We start from the raw sequence: 20,227 nt of genomic DNA, 5'->3' as shown, positions 1-20,227 counted from the left end.
CTACTTTTAATTAAGTTATCTTCTCCTTACTCTTTTTCTTTTCTCTTCAATTTTTCTGAATAATAAATAAACTATTGTAATTATAAGATAAAGTATGACAAAATTTGGTATCACATTCTTATCACTTTTACTGGCTATATATACATATCCCCCTACTACCACCGCTAAAATTAATGGCTTATATATTGAATTCATAATCAATCCACCTTTTCTTAGTGTTAGACATAATTCACAATATTCTCTTGGAATATATAGTTTATATATTAATATTTTAAATGTTAATCTATAATTAATTATCATATATGGAAATATTTATTTAAATTATTTTTTATGAGGTATTATTAAACTGAAAGAGTTTAATTAAGAAGTATATTATTTGTGAAAATCATATAGAGAGGGGAAGTTTAATGTAAATGAGAAAAGTGTACTTGTTATTTGCGATTATCGGCACAGTATTCCCGTATTATTTTTTGGTGCAATTCTTGAACAAAAACGGATTTGATTTAGGGTTATTAGTAGATTTATTATTTGCAAACTCGATATCGACCTTCTTCGCTGTTGACTTTTTTATTTCATGCTTTGTTTTTATAATCTTTATGTTTAATGAGTCAAGAAAGTATAACATTAAAGAAAAGTGGATATGTCTATTAACTTTGTTTACAGTTGGTTTATCGCTGGCATTACCGTTATTTTTGTTTTTCAGAGAGTCATACATAAAGAAAGAAGTGTTGTTAAACTCCAATGAAAGAACGTGAAAATCTTACATTTTCTATGGTGTTGTATTGATTTTGTGTTACATGGATGGCAAACGGAGCAGGTTAGTTTAACAACCGTAAATAATTCTACAGTCCTTATTTAGATAGAGATTACATTAATTAGGGGGAGAAAATGAGTGATTTTAGAGGGATAATCTTAGAAGGCTATTCGAATGCTGGAAAAACATCAGTCTTAAAAGCGTTGAAACAACTTCACGCAAGTGATGATGCCGAACGTAGTGTCATAGTTCTCAGTGAGCATTATTCGCAAGTATTACACAAAGTAAATGGTGAATTAAAGTCGTTAAGTCGAGAGGAACACTTACAGGTCTTAAGAGAAAGAGTCACGATGTTTAAAATGTTAAATAATTGGTCAAGAGAAATTGGACAAACTCAACGTTCAAAAGGCTTATTCTTTATTTTGGAAAGGTTTCATTTAAATCATCGAGTAGCATTTTCTCATTCAATATCAGATGACATTAAGGAATTAGAAGCCCAGTTACTTGGAATGGGAGCAAGATGTACTTTGTTAACTGTATCACCAGAGAATTTAGAGGAAAGAATAAGTAGTAGAAATCCCAATGAATGGGAAGGGAAAACCATGCAAGAAATGAAATTAGCGTGTGAATTATTATTAGACCAACAACAAGAGTATAGGAGTCAAGCTGAAAATTCAATCATACCTACAATTGAAATAAATACTGATAATAAAGATTGGGATTCCTACGCAAAACAGATTCTTATTCAACTAACGGAATGCTTTAATTAAATACACCATAAAAGACCACTCCAAAATGGGTGGTCTTAAATTTTTCCCCATCAAACCAATAGCAAGGCTGGGGAGCGGTCTAATATGAAGTCTAATCATGCATTTCATATAAAAGAAACCCCATATAAAAAACGTTCAGTACCTTTTTATAATTGATTAAATATAAGTGATAGTCTTCCAAAAAATATAAATAGACCTAATTTGGAGAATTGGCTTTTATAATAAATGGAAATAGTTATCCAAATAAACTTTATTTGAGGTATTATTAAAAGAGTTCGAACAAAATTGAACTAGAGGGAGGAGTATGTAATATGAAAATACAAAGCGTTATTATAACAATTGTCGCACTTTTATTTGTAATTATTGCAGGGTGTAGTTCAGAGACAGAAGAAGAGTCTATGGGCGAAGTTGAAAAGGAAATTCATACGCAAGAACTAGTAGAGTCTATGTTCAGTGAGGACAGCCTGGAGGCAGCGAAAGAAAGAATAGAGGAACGGGGCGGCTCAGTTTATATGATTCCACCACCTGAGCATACTGCTATCGGAGAAAATCAATCAACTGTAGTAGAACTTAAAGAGTCGGACATTTTAGACGGAGAAGATTCTAGTTTTGAAAATTATGACAACGTAGGAGAAATACGTCTTGATACGTTAGAGCTGGACTCTACTTTTGAGGAGCAAGATACATATATAAATGTCATGCTTACAGAACTAGGAATGGAGAAAGCTTATTATGCAATGCGTAAAACTTTATTGTGGACAGCCGGTAATCCTCCAGATGGACTCGAAAAACATAGTGATGGCACTCTATCTTTTTATCTAAGTAAATACTCTGAGCTTATAAATTGTCACTTTCAGAGCGCTAACCCTGACGTGAAAGAAAAAATTATCAGAAACATGCAGAACGCTTATAAAAACAATACACCTATAATTGTCTATGGAGAATTTGAGGAGTTTCTAGACGAAGAAGGATACTCTGGCTATCGTCTTATCATACATCGAATAGGCTTTAAAGAGGTCATAAATTAATAAAAGAATTTGATAAAAATCTTGAATTATTCATGGAAATGATGTTTAGAAACCTGCCAATTAAGACCACTCTGTTGTGGGGGACTTCAATGTTTTCTTCCACCTTCATGTCACCGTGTTGAGAGAAGAAACATGACCTATAGAAAAATATAATGAGCATTTCTGCGAGCTTATTGAAAATTGTGTTGGAAAAGGTAATCGGTAATATGATAAATGCATATAAAAAAGAGGAACTTCGGAATAAAATTTGGTGCTTCCTTTGATTCCAAAAAAACCATTATTTAACTCTTCGAAATGGTATAATACATACACAACATAGTAATTAGTCATAATAATGCCCAGTTACTTGTTTTTAATTGAGTACTTGGGCATTTTTTGTTTTGGCTACTATCCTCTGCTTTTTTTTCAGATAGTTTACAGTGAATCTTTTCAAAGGTCTCGAATCTCCTACTTTTAATTAAGTTATTTTTCCTTACTTTTTTCTTTTTCAATTTTTCTAAATAATAAATAAACTATTGAAATTATAATATAAAGTATGACAAAATTTAGAAGCACGCTATTTTCACTTTTACTGGCTATATATACGTATAACCCTATTACCACCGCTAATATGAATGATTTGTATATTGAAATCATATTAATTCCACCTTTTCTCAATATTAGAAATAATTTTATAGTACTTTCATATAATTTTATATTAATATCCCTTTGTAATTGCAATCTCTTTAATTTTCGGAAAAATCAAATTATTCGCAAAGTGCAATTTAAAGATTTTACGAAACGATCCGTAGCTACTTGCTTTGAAATATGGAATTCAAATTCCTAACAATACATTCATCTAGATTATTTCTATTACTACGTAGGAGTTTATGAAATGACTATTAAATGGAACAGAGAAGAAATACTTTTCGATACTCTATATGAAGCTGACACCTGGGCAGATTCAATTGCAAATGAAATATATGGAAGAATTTATAACGGATATGATACACCAGATTACAAAATAGCCTATTCGCTTGCTTTTAGATTAGCTTCTATAAAAGAGTGTAGAGTTTATACAGAAAATAGCATTGAAGGTAGATATAAAGTTTGGGTCATTTTTGAAATTGAATAGTAAAGATGAGGTGCTCATTTAAAATTGAGTAGTTAATTTTTAGTAATTTAAGGTTCTTCCTTTTCATTTATTTAAATGTAGTGGTGTAGAAACTAACGAAGCAACAGTATGTCTTGAGCTTCTCTCACTCTCTCTTTCATTTCCTGGAGCTTTAAGGTATATAGACACCCACAACTTCAAACGTTAGTTTGTCATCAACAATAATATATTTTATATCTATTTCTTTATCAGATTGGAACAACAGAATGTGTACTATTTGGATAACTGTTTCTACCTGAGCTTGCAGCATATTGCAGTTAATTATGGTCACAGTTAAGTAGAGTTATTATTTTGGAATTGTTGGTTTAAATAGTTCACATTTGTTTCATGAATAAATTGGGTGATTGTTTAAATGAAACCAAGCATAGAATTAGCTTGATGGTCATGTTGAAGAATTTTATAATATCGTTAAAGAACAGTATTTGGTAGTTGAGTTTAGATTAGCAAGTCAAGAAAGGTGAGAGGTCGTTGGGACAAATTAAAATTTATGGTGTTAAGGGAAGGTTAAATCCCATTAAGGAAACATTATCGAATATTATCCATTCTTGTATGGTGGACGCACTTGAATATCCATTAGATAAGAAATTTCATCGCTTTTTTCCTATGGACAAAGAGGATTTTTATTTTGCAAGTGAAAGAACTGAATCATATACAATAATAGAAATTAGTATGTTTGAAGGTAGAACGATTCAAGCTAAAAAACAATTAGTAAAGCTACTATTTGAACGCATAAATAACAAATTAAATATTTCACCTCAAGATGTTGAAATTACAATTTTTGAAACGCCTAAACATAATTGGGGAATAAGAGGGTTACCTGGGGATGAATTAGCACTTAATTACAAAGTAAATATTTGATATAAAGCCGCTATTTTTTTAGAGTGAATTCGACTATGTGAAATGTGCTCTGTCTTATTAATTATCTGACCACTAAAAATCGGTAAATGAAGAACCTATAAGGACTAAAATAATCTACATAACTTTATTTAATGAATGATTCTAAATAATGCTTGAAGCAATGGGTTTGTCGCTATTCATAATTTATTTACTATTTTTAGGGAGGAGAAAATTGTATGAGTTATATCATAGACATTTCACATCATCAAGGAGATATTGATTGGTCTGAAGCGGTTAAAGATGTTGATTTGGCTATCATCCGCACACAATATGGTACAAGCACAATTGACCGTAAATACGTTCAAAATATAGAAGCATGTATTAAGTACAAGGTACCTTTTGGTGTTTATATTTATGTTACCTTTAAAAATGGTACTGAGGCATTGGAACAAGCAAAAGACTTCTATAACAGAGCAAAAAACTATAATCCGCTATTTTATGTTGTAGATATCGAAGAAAGCTTTGGTGCTAGTGTCCAAAATATCGTACAAGGCACACAGGTGTTTATTGATTATTTAAAAAGTAAGGCTGTAAAAGTCGGGCTATATACAGGCCATCATTTTTACAAACCTTATCTGATGGATACCGTTAAAAATTATGATTTCCTATGGATTCCTCGCTATAGTGGCTCTAGCTCACCTGGACTAAAGCCAAACTTTGCTTGTGACTTATGGCAGTACACAGACAAAGGGATTGTAGCAGGTATTAAAGGAACTGTAGATTTAAACCAATTAAATGGATCTAAGTCTTTATCCTGGTTCACAGATACTGATAAGAAGAAGGAAATATCATTGTCTCAGTATGAAGAATTACAGAAAGAAAACAAACAACTAAAACAGGAACTTACTGAAATGAAAGAGTTATTAGTTGGGATAAAATCAAATGCTATGGTATCACCAGCACATAAAGAAGATTGGGAGTGGGCCATTGAAGAGGGAGTTATACGAGGCGATGGCAAGTGTATGAATCCTACAGATACACTCACAAGACAACAAATGGCAACGATGCTCAAACGGTTCTATGATAAATTTATTAAATAATAGCATTGTCTCGCCCATAAGTACCTGAGAACTAGCAACAAAATATTTAGCCTAATATTGAGTGTATTCGTCATAAAAGGAATCACTATTTATAGTGATTCCTTTTATAGTGCGACCAACCTGTTTGAAATTTAGTGAAACAATAGGAAAAACTTAGCTAATAAAAAAATGGGGACTCCTACAATTATTACGCCTGCAAAGAAATAACAAAACAACATAAAAACATCGAAAACCGCACCCGCTAAATCATCAATGAATTTTAACATTTCATTCCCCTCCAAACATAATAAGTATTAGCATTTATAATCTCTTTATTGCTTACCAATCATCATACTGATCCAAAGTCTTTTTTAGAGTCTTATCCCACATATCGAGAGTCCCGTAAATTTTTATTAGGATATTTTCATCAGATGGTAACACTTGAAAGCTAAGTGGAAATCATACTGAGTATTCATTGTAATTTGTCATACCCTAAACCACGAACCTTATGTGTAATTCCTAATAACACCCTGTAAATCATTTGGGAAAGTGTTTTATATTGTATGCATAAAGCATGTTATTGACTAAAGATTTGTTTTTTACATAGAGGTTCTTGTGTAATCTGATAGAGCATTTTTTACTTCTATATTTGAAATGGTAGTGTTCGTTTCCATATCATATGGTGACTATTTGCTCCCCAATAGTTTTCAAGGACAAAATCAGGCTGTCCAAATTTCTTCTGCCAGATCATTTGCGCTTGTTTATATCCACTATCTAAACAAAAACTAGGAACCCTTCGATTTTCTAACGTCAGGAGCATTTTCTGTAGTAGCATGGTGCCAATCCCACGATTTTGATAGTCAGGATGAACAAAAACGGTACCGATTTCTAGACAATTGAATAGTTCCTCTTTGATCGTTTGTTGAATGATTTCGTTGGCTGCACCGCATTCGATAGTGCCTATTATGTCATTGGTTTCTTCATTTAAAGCTAACCAGAAAAATCTTTTTTTGCCCTGGCTTTCTAAGTCCATTGCTACATACTGTTTTTTCGTTTCCCATTCATCCTGTTGATCGTCCACTAGCTCGGCAATTCCTTCTTTTTATAAGTTTCCCGAATGACAAGATCAAAGAATTCGTGTAACGCCTGGATGTCCGACTGTTCTGGACGTCTAATAAGTAATTTCATGATTGCTTGCTCCTTATAATGGATGTCGTTGGTGGTTTAGTAGGGATCGAGCTCGTTGCACATCCACATCTAGTAAGTCATTTATATCTTGCTGTACTGCGGTCAATCGATCAAGTGCCAGCTGTAACCAATGATCGGAGGCATCATATTTTTCAGCGTGCCATAACAACTCTCCATAACAAATGGCAGCACGAATAAATGTGATATGGTCATTCAGCAGATTTGCCAAATGGGTGGCTTGTTTGAGACATGCTTCCCCTTGTTTTACCTTGCCATAATCTAAATAGCGAAGTGCTTTCAAAAATTCCGTGTTGGCTTGCTGTATTATCTGTTCATTCGTATGTTGCATGACAGATCGCTCCCATCCGTTATTTTTGTTCACGTTATGCATACTACCAGTCTATTTTAATGATTATAACATGTTCCCCTTATTTGGTTAATGATGGGGTATGTTAAAATGCAAGAAAGACACTTGGTCATCAAAAGGAGAGAATTCCATTGAAAGATTTAGAAAAGAAACTCGATGCAGTATTACAGCAAATGCGTGATTTTATTGATGAGCTTCAGGAGCGGGAGTCAGCCTATCCCATGGTTTTTTATCATCAATCAGAAGAGGATATTAGCCAATTTGTGGATGGTGGGTGGTCATTGCCAGCAGAGTATGTTTATTTTTTGAGACATTATGTTGTTGAAAGGGTTACATGGGCTACAGGTGATTATATTAATCTAAATATCTATGGCGCAAGAGATTTAATACGTGGGCAGGAGGGCTATAATTATAATCCAGTGACAGATGAGATGATTGAGGATTGGCCACATGATTATTTAGTCATTGCCACAGATGAAGGCGATCCCTATTGTCTAGATCTATCAAGAGGTGATACGGCTGTTTTTACCGCTCCCCATGGGACAGGCAATTGGCATTTTTCAATGGCTTATGACAATTTAATTTTGTTCCTTGAAAGTTTACTGATTCCGCCTGGTTTAGAAGAAATGTTGCCTGAAGAAAGTTCTGTAGCGTACTATGAACTAACTATTACTGGGGAAGGAAAAGATAAACTAAAGACATTATTGTTGCTAAAAAAATTATTATCTTATGATTATTCACAAGCGAGAAAGGCTTTAGAACAGCCTCCGCTAGTAATTTATAGGGGAGTTGAAGCAGGTGCCTTAAAGTTAGAAGCCGAGTTACAGGCTATCCGTGCAGATTTTCAAAAAAGGAAAATTAGCTTAGCTGAATTTATTGGATGAGGGAAATTAACAAGAATGATGGATATCCCTCCTCTAAAGCAGGGAAGGAAGTGTAAGGATGAAAATTAACAAAGCATTAGCACAACATTATCAATGGGGAGCACAGTGTGATGGCTGGCATCTTGTACAAAATAGGGAGCTTAGTGTGATACATGAGCGGATGCCTGCTCAAACAGCTGAGGTAAATCATTATCACCATCATGCACAGCAGTTTTTCTTTGTTCTTTCAGGCACAGCTACAATAGAACTGAATGACCAAAGAATTGAGTTAAAGCAACATGAGGGAATTGAAGTACCTCCAAATTTACCACATCAAATGCGAAACGATTCACAAGAAGATGTAGAATTCCTCGTAATATCGCAGCCAAATAGCAGGGGAGATCGAAAGCTTCTCTAACTATACGAAAGTAAACTTCATTCTTTTGCATGAAGCCATTCTAATCAGCTACTTGTATAGTAGGGAGTGTAAAGGGGTGCTTAAAGATGAAGATTACGAAGGTAAAATTATATGTTCATGATATGCAAAAAATGGAGCAATTTTATGTTGATTTGTTAGGTTTTACTTTGTTAGAAAGAACAGCTGACTATTTTACAATAGCCGTGGGAGAAAGCAGGATGACATTTGAAAAGATGCCTTCTAAAATGCCAAAGCAGTATCATTTTGCATTAAATATTCCTAGTAACTTATTTCAACAGGCAAAGATTTGGGCAGAAGAGCATGTAGGCTTGCTGGATTCAGAGGGGCAGGATGAAGTCTATTTTGAGTTTTTAAAAGCATATGCATGCTATTTCTACGATCCAGAAGGCAATATAGTAGAGCTTATTGCAAGACAGGAAATAAATCCGAAACATGCTGAAGTTAATTTTTCTGTAGAGCAAGTGTTACATATTGGAGAAATCAATTTAACGTCAGATGACATTCAAACAATTGCTGAAAAATTAAAGAAGTATGCTATAAACCCTATAGCAAACAAGGAAATTCAACTGGATGGCCTTAATTTTCTAGGAAACTATGAAGACGGAGCCAATATCCTATTAGGACCGAGTGGACGTCTGTGGTATTTTTCTGATAAGAAAGCAGTTATCAGCCCGATTAGTATTGAAATAGACGAAGCTTTACAATTAAATATGGATGAAGAAGGGCAATTAAAGCTTCTGCAACTCTAACATCATAAACTTATTGTTGATTAAATATATGTTATTTTGTATATTTATTCAAAATAAGGAGGGTGTTATATGTATATAATCAAAGAAACAAATCCGACGATAGACTCGTATAAAGCATTGCACCAAACAACTGGCTGGAATGCAAAAGGGCAGTATACGTATGAACAATTATACAAGGCTATTTGTAATAGCTGGTTCAGTACATCTATATATGATGAAGGCAATCTAATTGGCTATGGACGTATTATCTCTGATGGTATCTATCAAACATTTATCTGTGATGTGATGGTGCATCCTGATTATCAACGAAAAGGAGTTGGCACAATGGTGATGGATGCTCTTTTAGAGCAATGTCAGAAAGAAAATATAAAATGGGTTCAATTATTTTGTGCCAAAGGTAAACAACCTTTCTATCAGAAGCTTGGATTTAAGGAACGTGAAATAGATGCTCCTGGTATGATGTTGTTCTATACAGAATGAATAAAGGAGCTAGGATCGTTGAAAGCAAAATGCCTAAAAATTTATGAATTTGGAAATCCGCAAGAGGTTGTAAGGCTAGAGAATAAAACAATCGAGCCTCCTCAAGGTCAAGAAATTCTTGTTCGCATGCTAGCCAGACCGATTAATCCCTCAGATTTAATACCAATATGGGGGAAATATGCTCATAGAATCACTTTACCAACTATCCCTGGCTATGAGGGAGTAGGAATAATAGAAGCTGTTGGACCGCTTGTTTCACCAAAGATTATTGGTCAGCGCGTATTACCGTTACGGGGAGAGGGAACTTGGCAGGAAGTAGTGAAAACGCAAGCAGATTTTGCAGTGACTATTCCTGACACGATGAATGATTTTACAGCAGCACAAATGTATATTAATCCAATTACAGCCTTCGTAACATGCTCAGAGGTACTTAATTTACAATCAAACGATGTCTTATTAGTAAATGCTTGTGGCTCTGCCATTGGACATCTCTATGCTCAACTTGCGAAATTGCTAGGCTATCAACTTATTGCTGTGACACGAAGTAATCAGCATACTGAAGAATTACTGCAACTTGGTGCAGCTTTTGTCATTGATACCTCTCATATGCCACTTTACGAAACCGTTATGGCATTAACAAATGGTAGGGGAGCAGATGCAGCAATTGATTCGATTGGTGGAGAGGCTGGCAATCAGCTTGCCTTCTGCGTAAAGCCCGAGGGTATTTTTTTAGCTATTGGTCTTTTATCGGGTATTCAGGTAAATTGGACAAACATTGTGAAGGAAGCAAAGGTACAAGCGAGGATGTTTCATTTACGCCATTGGCAACGTCAGACGTCAATTGAAAAATGGCAACAAACGATGCAACAACTTATACACCTTGTACAGGAAGGCTCCTTAAAAATGATGAATGTACATGCTCGTTTTCCATTATTAGCTATCCATAAGGCAATCGATGCTGTTGAGGGAACTAAAAAAGGAAAAGTATTTTTAACGAATGTTGATTAAATAACATACTACCGTCGTAGTTGAGCTACTACGTGTAGTATGTTTTTTTATAGGGACATGAGTGTTTTTAGCTCTGGAGAAAATAGTTCATACATTGTCCTGCCCCAAAAAGTGAGCAAGTCGCTAAGTGAGCCTCCGCCCAGATTAAAGAATTCACTAGCAATAGTAGTAACATATCTTTAAAACTAACTAAATTAGTAATTTGAGGTAATAAAGAGGTATGATAAGGTTAGGTGTTTTTAAATAAAGGAGTACAGATAATGGAGAAGATCAACCAACTAAAACAGTCAATACACCGATTGAGTGAAGCTGATGCGAAGTCGATGCTTCTTTCAACTTTAATAAATGAACAGTCAAGAGATAGCATGTTACAGTTTTTATTACAGCAAGCTGAGGAGCGGGATTCTTCAATGGTACAAACGGTGCATATTGTATTCGGTCATTCACCTGGGGGGAGCTTGAAAGCAGCCTTTCGTAATCCTGACTATGCTAAGTCCGAGGAGATTATTGTTGTGCCAGGTAATTTTTCTGTTGGTCCTTTGAAAGATGTACATACAAGGGACGGAATTGAAGCTCGTTTTCAATGGTTGGAACAGCGCTATCTAATAGAAGATGATGGATTGATTATATGTGAGCGGGAGATGAAGGAAGCAATAGAGAAAATTAAAAATATCCCCCCTCATCAGGATATACTGATTTGGACTTGTCAAAATGCTCATGAGCAAATAGGGCTTCGACTCGTTTTGGCGATGCTCGAACAGAAAACAAATGATATCTATGTATTAGACACTTTTCAGTTATTTCATGAGTTATATACTTTACCACAGTTAGCAGAGGATCATTATCCAAGATCGACTGGAGAGGTCAACACAGAGGATTTACTTTACTTTTATGAACATTTCCAAAGATGGCCATTAAAAGAAGCATTGAGGCACTCCCTATGCAAAGAAGGGCTAAATCTGTTAATGGATGATTACGATTGCATACATACATGGAAATATCATGAACTTTGGGGAAATAATAATGAGGATAGAGAGGATGACTTGATCATTACCTGTGCTAAACGTTTACAGGAAGAACAAGAGGAAATTCATTACCAAGTTGCAGCTAGGTTAATTGGAGAGGTACTGGGGCATATGGAAGAATTGAGAGAGGTTGAATGGATTGACTATCGTCTGCGTCAATTAATTCAGCAAGGCATTTTTTCTTATGAAGGTGAGTTAAAGGGAATATTACACTATAAAGTAAAGTTAGCAGATGCAACGAACTATAATCCTTCATGATTTTTATGATATAATTTTTTTGATATAGACGGTTAGAAGGAGTGAGATCATTGTTAAAAACAGAAGTATTTGAACAATTAAAAACGGCAATGAGAGAAAAAGATACGTTAGCGAAGGGTGTATTATCTCTTTTAAAGTCAGCATTAGATTCAGCTGAAAAAGAAAAGGGAGAGGCTTTAACAGCTGACGAAGAAATAGCTATTATTAATCGAGAGGTCAAACAAACAAATCAGGCTTTAGAAGGTGCACAAACGGCTGGGCGAGCAGACCTGATTGAAAAAGAGGAAGCCAAATTGACACTTTTGAGATCCTTTTTACCAAAGCAATTATCAGAAGAAGAAATTGCAGAGAAATTAGTGGCAGCGGGTGTTGGAAAAGGAATGAACATGGGAGAAGCCATGAAAATTGCAAAACCATTGCTGACAGGTCAGGCTGAAGGTGCCGTTATTTCAAAAGTTGTGAAAAATATTATTGCCTAAACTTTTACCATTTTGGTAGGAGAGTTTTTATGGAAAGAAGAATCCGCTATGCCGAAAATGTGCATAGCGGATTTGTTATTTTTATAACTGGAATTTTTGAATGATATTGCGGAGCTGTTGAGCCATTTCAGCTAAGTTATTAGAGGAAGCTGTTATTTCTTCGATACTTGCAGATTGCTCCTCAGAGGCAGCAGCTACGTTTTGAATATTGCCTGAAGCTTGAACAGCTACGACCCCCACTTGTTCAACAGAACTAGCAATACTGCTAACACCTTCATTGATATTGGACATCACGTTATTGACATGGTCCATTTCTCTCGTCAGTGCAGTGACTTGGGTATAAATTTCAGCAAATGCCTCTCCGGATGCATTGAATGTTGTTGAGCTTTCAGCAAGATTACTGCTACTGATAGCCATTGATTTGACGGCTTGTGCAGATTCTTCTTTAATCGTTTCAATGCGTGTACGAATACTGTTAGTTGCCTCTAAAGATTGATCGGCTAATTTACGGACTTCCTCCGCTACAACTGCAAAGCCTTTACCGTGTTCGCCTGCACGCGCTGCCTCAATCGAAGCATTTAATGCAAGTAAATTCGTTTGATCTGTAATTTGGGTAATCAATGTCACAATATCCCCAATTTCATTTGTGTATGTGCTTAAACGTTCTACTACAGCTGCTGACTCTTGAATAGCCTGAGATGTTACGGCCATTTTTTCAGTAGCATCTTGGATTGTGGTGTTGCCTTTTTCTGATATAGCAGATGCTTGGAATGCCTTATCTGTTACATCGGTTACACTTGTCACTACCTCTGACATTTTGTTAGAGATGGTTGTAATATGACTATCCACTTCTTCAATCGAAGAAGTTTGCTTTTCTGAACCCGCTGCAACCTCTTGCATAGAAGAGGTTATTTGCTGAATGGATGCACTTGTCTGTTCAGAACTTGCTGTTAATTCCTCCGACATTGCGGCCACTTGTTCAGCATTTTGAGCGATTTGTTTAATTAACGAACGCAAATCTTCCGTCATGTTTTCAATGCCTGATGAAAGCTGGGCAATTTCATTGGAACCTTTTATTTGGAGAGGTTCAACAGCCAAATCTCCCCGTGCAACTTGACCAACATAACGCGTCATTTTTTTAATAGGCTTCGTAATGCCCACACTAATAAAGTAAGCAACGATCACGCCAAAAATAATAAATATAACTGTAAGAATAATACAGATCCATAGTGTTTCCGTTTGTAGTTCAGCGATGAAGGAGGCATCCATATCTAAACCGAAAATAATATCTGTATCTTTAAATGGGATAAAAATGGATTTATGGATACCATATTCATCCTTATAAATATCACTTGTTTGTGTGTTACCACTAGCTACGGCTTCATGCATTTCTTCACTAAATACATAATCTTGCTGATGATTGTCGGTATTACTTAAAGCGACAATATGCTCCTTTCCATTGGCTTTAGAAAGCACATAGGCATTTTCAATATCATACTTTTTAACTACTGCGTTCAATTGATCCAATACTTTTTTATATTTGTCAGGACTGCCGTTATCCGCTGCTTTGACGTCAGTTTTCTCAATATCTTCAAAAATCGTATTGGATGTAATCTCCAAAGTAGATTCGAATTGTTTAATCACAAAATTGTCGATAATTTGATAAGAAGCTACAAATAACACAACGCTAAAGAGCAAGGAAATAATCGCTATTGGAATGGTGAAACTGGCAATATATTTGTAGAGTAAAGAACTCTTAAATTTAGTGACGATACGCAATGTGGGACGCCTCCAGTACTTTAAGCTTTTGCTGTAAGAAATGAATCATATTAGAGATGTGTTCTGTCTCCGTATAAGGTGAGATAGAGAAAAATTTTGCCGCTGCAACTGGTACTTGTTGTGTTGTATCACTAGTACTAACCGTGCAAACACGCGTTGTGTCACCAAAGAATACTTCGTCTCGACCTTCTCCAATAATTTCAAAGAATGAAGCATTGATACCGTTTATGTGTTCTATTTGGTCTTGTGTATAGTGACCAGCTTGTTCAGCTTGCCAATTCATGCCGTCTGGATATAAACGAAACGCTGTGACTGGCCCAATATTGGATTCATTAACCACCTGTAGCATTGGCGTTTTCGCAGCTAATTGAGCACGGAATGCTAAATTCACACGTACATAATTAGCTAATAGTTGTTGATAGCCTTCCTTACCAAATGCCTGCAATGCAGCAAAAATAGCAATGGAGCTACCCATACGAGAACATTCTAATGTATAGCCAGTATGATAAGAGCCATAACCACGATTGCCTACATATGGCGTATCAAAGTCCTCAATATCTAGTAGCTGTAAACTTTTACCTTCCTTAATCAAGAATAGACTAGTTAAATAAGGTGTTTGTCCAAGCTTTTGGAAATCAAAGCATAGGCTATCCGCAATGGCTAGATGTTGCATACGTTCATGGATTTGTGCTAATCCCTGTAAAACCTCTGACTCGAATTGGAGTGGGTTTTTATTAAAATCATAATCATTGAAGAAGGCATAAAAACCACCTAAAGCCGAATCAGCATGAATATGTACTGGTTGTAAGTTGTATTTCTTCTCAAGGGTTGTTGTGACTTCTTTGATGGCTTGGACATCATCAATACCAAATTGATCAGTAGCACCTGTTGTCGCTACTACATAAACAGGAATACCGCCATTTTCGATGACGTCTGTCATACGTGCACGTAAGTCTTCTACATCCATCGAATGATCTTTACCTGCTTTTACACGCACTAAATGTTTACTGCCGATACCCACGGCTTCTACTGATTTTAAAAGACTGTAATGGGCATTCTCTGAAGCAAAGCAATATAAATTAGTAGGAACACCATCTTCTTTTGCTTGAGGGAATTGTTTTGCAATGGCAAGACGAAGTCCACTAAAAACAGCACCTTGTCCACCCCATGTAGTATAGCCAAAACTTTTCGTATAATCATAGCCTACTAATTTAGACATCATTGCTACTACTTTAACCTCACACTCAGCAGCAGCAGGACCATAAACATCCCATAAATTATTGCCATTCAATAGCGCATTTGTAAACTGTCCTAACACTCCAGGAATACTTGCCATCGGTAAAACATTTGTTACAAAGTTACGTGTATGATAAGGGTGTCCTTGCATTAAATGTGTCAATTCTTTTACAACTTGATCTAGTCCGATCCCAGTTGTTGGCACTTGATGCTCTTGCATAAGCTCTTGATAAAAATTAGCAGATCGCTCTTTCATTGGTCCAAGAGTTGTCTTATTTGGGTTCTTTAATTCATCTAATGAGGAAACAATTTTCTCTAATAGGGACAAAAAATTCTCTCTTTGTTGGATATTTCCATCTTCGCTCTGGAATAATTGTTGGATATTTTGCATATTCATCATCCTTTTGTAGTTCATATTTCCTCTATTTTTACTTTGATAAAAATAGGACATTATACTAAAGGTATAATAGCATATTTTAGCAGAGATGGTGATTATATTTTACTGAAAAAATATTTATAGACATTTCTGAAAAATCTAAGTTTTATTGACAAATTCTAACTATGTTACTGTAGCTTGATTTTTAAAGAAATATCTTAAAATGAAAAAGGATGATGATATTATTATAAGAAAAACTTTAAGAGCTATTACTTTTTATCTATTTGACTAGTTAAAAGAAAAAATCTGCACAAAGAAAGTGCAGATTTTAAGAATTTCGTTATAGTTTGTTTATTTTGTGGTTTCAAAATTATAGACATGCTGTGCTTGTTTTTGAATCATTACTTGGGGTGTTAATTTTAATAACTTATTTCTCAGGCTAATTAAAAAACGATTATTCATCTGAGCCATTTTGCCAATATTCCATGATTGCATAGAGATAGTATTTACTTTTTCTTTTCGATGGGCATTGTAGTTGGCAAATGCTTGAGTGATATTTTCATACTTATTAAGATATTCTGCTAATATTCGTGCGTCTTCGATTGCTTGACATGCCCCTTGCCCCATGTTGGGTGTAACTGCATGCGCAGCATCCCCAATAAAAACGGTACGATGATGATAGAACTTATCCATTGGTACAATATCAAACACATCACGGTGGATCATTTGATGTTCATCCGTATTGTTTAATAAAGTTGGTATTGGAAAATGATATTCTTTAAAATGATTAAATAAATCAGTGGTAGTAAATTTTATATAATTAGCATCATTGGGCTTTGCATTGACAAGAGCATACCAATAGACTTGATCATTTGGTAATGGAACTATCCCAAATCGCCCCTGGGAGCCCCATGTTTCGAAAAATGATTCCTTAATATTGGGTATTCCTTTTGTAGCCATTACGCCACGCCAGCATGTGTAACCAGCATAGCGATACGAACTATCGGGAAATAGTTGCTTGCGAATAGGGGAATGAATCCCATCAGCAGCAATTAAAATGTCGCCAGTCACAGTACTATTGTCTTCGAATGTCACCTGTACGCCTTGCGAATCCTGTATGACATGTGAAAAATTTTTGCCCCAATTAACAGTGTTTGGCCTTAATGCTGACAATAGAATATTATGTAAATCCTTTCTGTGGATGGAATACATGTATTGATAACTAGAAGGAATCGTAAGTTTATTAAGCATCTTTCCTTGCTCTGAAAGGATATGGAAGCCATCACTAGGTTTGCCTCTTTCCTTAATTGTTTGAGCTATCCCGAATGGCTCTAGAGCTTTTAAAGCGTTTGGTGCAATGATAATACCAGCTCCTGCAACAGTTGGTTTTGAAGCCCTTTCATAAACTGATACATCCATGTCCATTTTCTGCAGAGCTACAGCTACACTTAAACCTGCTATTCCACTGCCTACTACAATAATTTTTTTACGCATTCTTATCCTCCATTCTTTTAAATTATTTACTAATGCCTTTCCAAACAATATCTAAATGTTTTTCAAACAAAGCTTCTATATCTTTTTCTTCACTGTGCTGTAAAGACCAAGATAATAATGTGTGGAAATATGTGCTGATGATGGAAGAGGCGATAATAGGTGTTTCGTGCTCACTTTGTAAAGTGCCATTTATTTTTGCTTGTTCAACAATGCTTTCTATACTTTTTTGTAACTTTTGAATACTGTTGTATTCGTTTTCAACTAAATAGGAGGATTTCATAATTTCCATAACAACTAGCTTCATTAACTCACTATGCTCTGTAAGCCTTTTCAATAAATCACCCAATAACACTAAAATGAGCTCTTTAGGGTTTTCTATATAGTGATAATGATTTAATTGTTTTGTTAATTTTTCTAATTGTGATGTACCTAAATAAAGTAAAATGTCATCTTTCCTTGAAAAATAATTGAAAAAAGTACCTTTAGCAATGCCACATACCGAAACAATTTCCTGAACGGTTACAGCCTCATAACCTTTTTCCTTGAATAATTGAATAGCCTGTAGAAAAATTTGCTCTTTTAACTCTTTTTTACGCTCTGCTCTTAGCATTTCTGAAACGGGCTCCTTTATAAAAAAATGACCAAAGTCAAAATATGACTATGGTCAATATAATATTTAATATTACTTTTTGCAATAATATGTCTAGCTTATTCATAAAGTTTTCAAAAACATGAAACAATCTCATGACGCTTTAAATTTGAACAGGTCATCTATTGTGACAAATGTATAGCCCTCATCCGTAAGGGACTGAAGAATTCCTTCTATTGTCTGTAGTTCGTTGTCAGTTTGATCATACATAGGGTGCAATAAAATAATGGAGCCTGGTTGAATGTTTTCCTTTACATAATTTATTTTATCCTCTGTCTTTGTAAAGAACGTGTCAGGCTCTAAGTTCCATGTAATGGTCTCGCGTTGATGTTTATTTAAGTAATAGGGAAAGCCGATTAACTTTTTACCATATGGTGGTCTTACTACGGGTGTTTCTTGATAGCCGATATTGGCAATAAGGGCATCTGTTTTTTCTATTTCATTTTTAATAAAGGAGGGGCTTTTTAATACCATACGTTTATGAGAATACGTATGATTACCAATCTGGTGTCCTGCTTCCACTATTTTTTAGCCTCTTCTGGATGTTCTTCGATATCCTGTCCAATTAGAAAAAAAGTGGCTTTTACTTCGTAGTCCTCTAATAACGACAGAATAGAGCCAGTTTTGTCAGTTGGTCCGTCATCAAATGTCAATGCAATGACCTTTTCTTGAGTTTCAACCCGAGAGGTAATAGGACCAAATAATTGATAGTCACGTGCATTCATTAATTTATAAGCTGAAAATGCTAATGCAAAGATCAAAATAAATCCGATTCCACTATAAGCTAGTTTCCTTTTCATTCACTGTGTCCTCCCTTTCACCCTAAAGATGTATGGTTTTAATGTATGTTATCTGAAAAACAATATCAATGTTGTTACGTATTGAACCTCATTAGCTGTTTGAATACCAAAAAAATACCCATACTACAATCGAGGTGAGAACATGTATAAATTATTATCACATAACGATTTAGACGGAGTAGGGTGTGGGATTTTAGCCAAGCTTGCTTTTAACGATAAGGTGAAGATACGCTACAATTCCATTACAGCACTTGATCGCGAAATCGAATTCTTTTTGGAGAATGATCAACAGAAAACATTTTTGTTTATTACAGATCTTTCTCCAAATGAAGAGAATGAAAAAAGGATTCATGATTATTATCAGGCGACTGGTAATGTGCAATTGTTGGACCATCATAAGACAGCACTCCATTTCAATCAATATGAATGGGGAAAGGTATTAATTGAGGATGAGCAAGGCTTTTTAACGTCAGCTACATCTTTATATTATCAATACCTGGTTATCCATGGACTATTAGAAAAAACAGAAGCCGTTTCTGAATTTGTAGAGTTAGTAAGACAATACGATACATGGGAATGGGAAAAGAACGGCAATTTACAAGCGCAAAGATTAAATGCACTCTTTTTTCTAGTGTCTATTGAAGAATTTGAAGAGAAAATGCTTGAGCGTTTAAAAACAAGTGATCACTTTGACTTCGATGATTTTGAAAAGAAAATTTTAAGCATGGAAGAAGAAAAAACAGAGCGTTACATTCGGCGTAAGAAACGGGAGCTTATTCAAACTACTTTGGGAGAATACTATGCTGGGGTTGTCTATGCAGAATCCTATCTTTCTGAGCTTGGCAATGAATTGGGAAAGGAAAATCAGCATCTTGATTATATTGCGATGATTAATATGGGCAGTAAAAAGATATCCTTTCGAACAATCCATGATCATATTGATGTGTCAGCTATTGCGGCCAAATATGGTGGAGGTGGACATCAAAAGGCTGCTGGCTGCTCATTAACAGAGGAAGCTTACAAGCAGTATGTAGTGGCAACATTCCATATAGAGCCTATTCCAGAGGATGCAAAAAGAAATCGTTATAATGTAAAAGGGTCTACGTTTGGAACTTTCTATAAAAATCAGCAAGATGAAATGTTTATGCTCTATTCAAACGATGAGGTTGATTGGATAATTGAAAAAAATAACATGCTACTGACACAATCCTTTGCGAGCTTTAATGAAGCGGAGTGGTTTTTAAAGCGAAATAAACAAGCATGGCTAGTAAGGGATGATCTCTTTGTGGACTATTTAATGCGTGAAGTCAATAAAGGTCGTCATCTACATAAAGGGATGTAATATCCTTTTATACATAAATGAATCTTCAACATAGAAGGTTATATAATGCATGATTGAGCACTACAATGAATCAT

At 35.2% G+C, this 20,227-nt stretch carries 20 protein-coding genes and 2 pseudogenes; 14 read left to right on the top strand and 8 right to left on the bottom strand.

The annotated features are described in order from the left end of the window. Nucleotides 1–413 precede the first annotated feature (413 nt). The 6 genes from LBYS11_RS15170 (at nucleotide 414) to LBYS11_RS15145 (ending at nucleotide 5,642) form a co-directional block, all read left to right on the top strand. Nucleotides 414–755 carry a DUF2834 domain-containing protein gene (locus LBYS11_RS15170; protein ID WP_081011009.1) on the top strand — a complete coding sequence of 114 codons (342 nt, stop codon included), beginning with the start codon at nucleotides 414–416 and terminating at the stop codon, nucleotides 753–755. Nucleotides 756–888: 133 nt separating this feature from the next. Continuing rightward, nucleotides 889–1,524: an AAA family ATPase gene (locus tag LBYS11_RS15165; protein WP_103118463.1), complete on the top strand. Its 636-nt coding sequence runs from the start codon at nucleotides 889–891 to the stop codon at nucleotides 1,522–1,524. A 311-nt stretch (nucleotides 1,525–1,835) separates the two neighbouring features. Next, the gene (locus LBYS11_RS15160) at nucleotides 1,836–2,552 is read left to right on the top strand and encodes a hypothetical protein (protein ID WP_048392161.1); all 717 of its coding nucleotides are present in this window, start codon (nucleotides 1,836–1,838) and stop codon (nucleotides 2,550–2,552) included. Between the two features lie 874 nt (nucleotides 2,553–3,426). Further along, a complete protein-coding gene (locus LBYS11_RS15155; protein ID WP_036076270.1) occupies nucleotides 3,427–3,666 on the top strand; it encodes a hypothetical protein in 240 nt (79 codons plus the stop codon). Between the two features lie 507 nt (nucleotides 3,667–4,173). After that, nucleotides 4,174–4,563, top strand: a complete 390-nt coding sequence (locus LBYS11_RS15150) for a tautomerase family protein (RefSeq protein ID WP_036076271.1) — start codon at nucleotides 4,174–4,176, stop codon at nucleotides 4,561–4,563. Between the two features lie 215 nt (nucleotides 4,564–4,778). Then, on the top strand, nucleotides 4,779–5,642 hold the full coding sequence (locus LBYS11_RS15145; protein WP_103118462.1) for a GH25 family lysozyme: 864 nt from the start codon (nucleotides 4,779–4,781) through the stop codon (nucleotides 5,640–5,642). Nucleotides 5,643–5,773: 131 nt separating this feature from the next. Here the strand turns inward: LBYS11_RS15145 and LBYS11_RS23995 are convergent, their stop codons facing one another. The 3 genes and pseudogenes from LBYS11_RS23995 to LBYS11_RS15135 all read right to left on the bottom strand — a co-directional run bounded on the left by LBYS11_RS23995 (nucleotide 5,774) and on the right by LBYS11_RS15135 (nucleotide 7,200). Next, nucleotides 5,774–5,908 (bottom strand): hypothetical protein, encoded by a 135-nt coding sequence (locus LBYS11_RS23995; RefSeq protein ID WP_004226973.1) that lies wholly within the window; start codon nucleotides 5,906–5,908, stop codon nucleotides 5,774–5,776. Between the two features lie 356 nt (nucleotides 5,909–6,264). Next, a pseudogene (locus LBYS11_RS15140) lies at nucleotides 6,265–6,809 on the bottom strand (GNAT family N-acetyltransferase). A 13-nt stretch (nucleotides 6,810–6,822) separates the two neighbouring features. Continuing rightward, the gene (locus tag LBYS11_RS15135; RefSeq protein ID WP_233732095.1) at nucleotides 6,823–7,200 is read right to left on the bottom strand and encodes a hypothetical protein; all 378 of its coding nucleotides are present in this window, start codon (nucleotides 7,198–7,200) and stop codon (nucleotides 6,823–6,825) included. Between the two features lie 107 nt (nucleotides 7,201–7,307). On the opposite strand from LBYS11_RS15135, the gene LBYS11_RS15130 reads away from it, so the two are divergent. The 7 genes from LBYS11_RS15130 (at nucleotide 7,308) to LBYS11_RS15100 (ending at nucleotide 12,477) form a co-directional block, all read left to right on the top strand. Then, on the top strand, nucleotides 7,308–8,060 hold the full coding sequence (locus tag LBYS11_RS15130) for an SMI1/KNR4 family protein (protein WP_103118460.1): 753 nt from the start codon (nucleotides 7,308–7,310) through the stop codon (nucleotides 8,058–8,060). 58 nt (nucleotides 8,061–8,118) lie between these two features. Further along, entirely contained in the window at nucleotides 8,119–8,457 is a 339-nt protein-coding gene (locus LBYS11_RS15125; protein ID WP_103118459.1) for a cupin domain-containing protein, read from the top strand. 86 nt (nucleotides 8,458–8,543) lie between these two features. Further along, nucleotides 8,544–9,227, top strand: a complete 684-nt coding sequence (locus LBYS11_RS15120; RefSeq protein WP_036076277.1) for a VOC family protein — start codon at nucleotides 8,544–8,546, stop codon at nucleotides 9,225–9,227. Between the two features lie 69 nt (nucleotides 9,228–9,296). Next, nucleotides 9,297–9,707 carry a GNAT family N-acetyltransferase gene (locus tag LBYS11_RS15115; protein ID WP_036076278.1) on the top strand — a complete coding sequence of 137 codons (411 nt, stop codon included), beginning with the start codon at nucleotides 9,297–9,299 and terminating at the stop codon, nucleotides 9,705–9,707. A gap of 18 nt (nucleotides 9,708–9,725) precedes the next feature. Continuing rightward, the gene (locus LBYS11_RS15110; RefSeq protein WP_103118458.1) at nucleotides 9,726–10,715 is read left to right on the top strand and encodes a zinc-dependent alcohol dehydrogenase family protein; all 990 of its coding nucleotides are present in this window, start codon (nucleotides 9,726–9,728) and stop codon (nucleotides 10,713–10,715) included. Between the two features lie 260 nt (nucleotides 10,716–10,975). Next, complete coding sequence (locus LBYS11_RS15105) at nucleotides 10,976–11,998, top strand: DUF1835 domain-containing protein (protein WP_054550087.1); 1,023 nt, start codon at nucleotides 10,976–10,978, stop codon at nucleotides 11,996–11,998. A gap of 50 nt (nucleotides 11,999–12,048) precedes the next feature. Then, a complete protein-coding gene (locus tag LBYS11_RS15100; RefSeq protein WP_048392170.1) occupies nucleotides 12,049–12,477 on the top strand; it encodes a GatB/YqeY domain-containing protein in 429 nt (142 codons plus the stop codon). A gap of 81 nt (nucleotides 12,478–12,558) precedes the next feature. Here the strand turns inward: LBYS11_RS15100 and LBYS11_RS15095 are convergent, their stop codons facing one another. The 5 genes and pseudogenes from LBYS11_RS15095 to LBYS11_RS15075 all read right to left on the bottom strand — a co-directional run bounded on the left by LBYS11_RS15095 (nucleotide 12,559) and on the right by LBYS11_RS15075 (nucleotide 18,811). Further along, a complete protein-coding gene (locus tag LBYS11_RS15095; RefSeq protein ID WP_103118457.1) occupies nucleotides 12,559–14,256 on the bottom strand; it encodes a methyl-accepting chemotaxis protein in 1,698 nt (565 codons plus the stop codon). Next, nucleotides 14,240–15,883, bottom strand: a complete 1,644-nt coding sequence (locus LBYS11_RS15090) for a pyridoxal phosphate-dependent decarboxylase family protein (protein WP_048392172.1) — start codon at nucleotides 15,881–15,883, stop codon at nucleotides 14,240–14,242. Before LBYS11_RS15090 ends, LBYS11_RS15095 begins: the two co-directional genes overlap by 17 nt. Before the next feature lie 336 nt (nucleotides 15,884–16,219). Further along, nucleotides 16,220–17,362: an FAD-dependent monooxygenase gene (locus LBYS11_RS15085; RefSeq protein ID WP_103118456.1), complete on the bottom strand. Its 1,143-nt coding sequence runs from the start codon at nucleotides 17,360–17,362 to the stop codon at nucleotides 16,220–16,222. A 22-nt stretch (nucleotides 17,363–17,384) separates the two neighbouring features. Then, nucleotides 17,385–17,972 (bottom strand): TetR/AcrR family transcriptional regulator, encoded by a 588-nt coding sequence (locus tag LBYS11_RS15080; RefSeq protein ID WP_048392174.1) that lies wholly within the window; start codon nucleotides 17,970–17,972, stop codon nucleotides 17,385–17,387. A gap of 132 nt (nucleotides 17,973–18,104) precedes the next feature. Beyond that, nucleotides 18,105–18,811: pseudogene (locus LBYS11_RS15075) on the bottom strand (polysaccharide deacetylase family protein). A gap of 142 nt (nucleotides 18,812–18,953) precedes the next feature. Between LBYS11_RS15075 and LBYS11_RS15070 the strand changes: the two are divergent. Continuing rightward, nucleotides 18,954–20,153: a DHH family phosphoesterase gene (locus tag LBYS11_RS15070; protein ID WP_103118455.1), complete on the top strand. Its 1,200-nt coding sequence runs from the start codon at nucleotides 18,954–18,956 to the stop codon at nucleotides 20,151–20,153. Nucleotides 20,154–20,227 lie beyond the last annotated feature (74 nt).

It is taken from the genome of Lysinibacillus sp. YS11 (assembly GCF_002896375.1).
GTDB lineage: Bacteria > Bacillota > Bacilli > Bacillales_A > Planococcaceae > Lysinibacillus > Lysinibacillus capsici.
The sequence above is the reverse complement of the archived record's forward strand: the minus strand, read 5'-3'. Positions and strand labels throughout refer to the sequence as shown.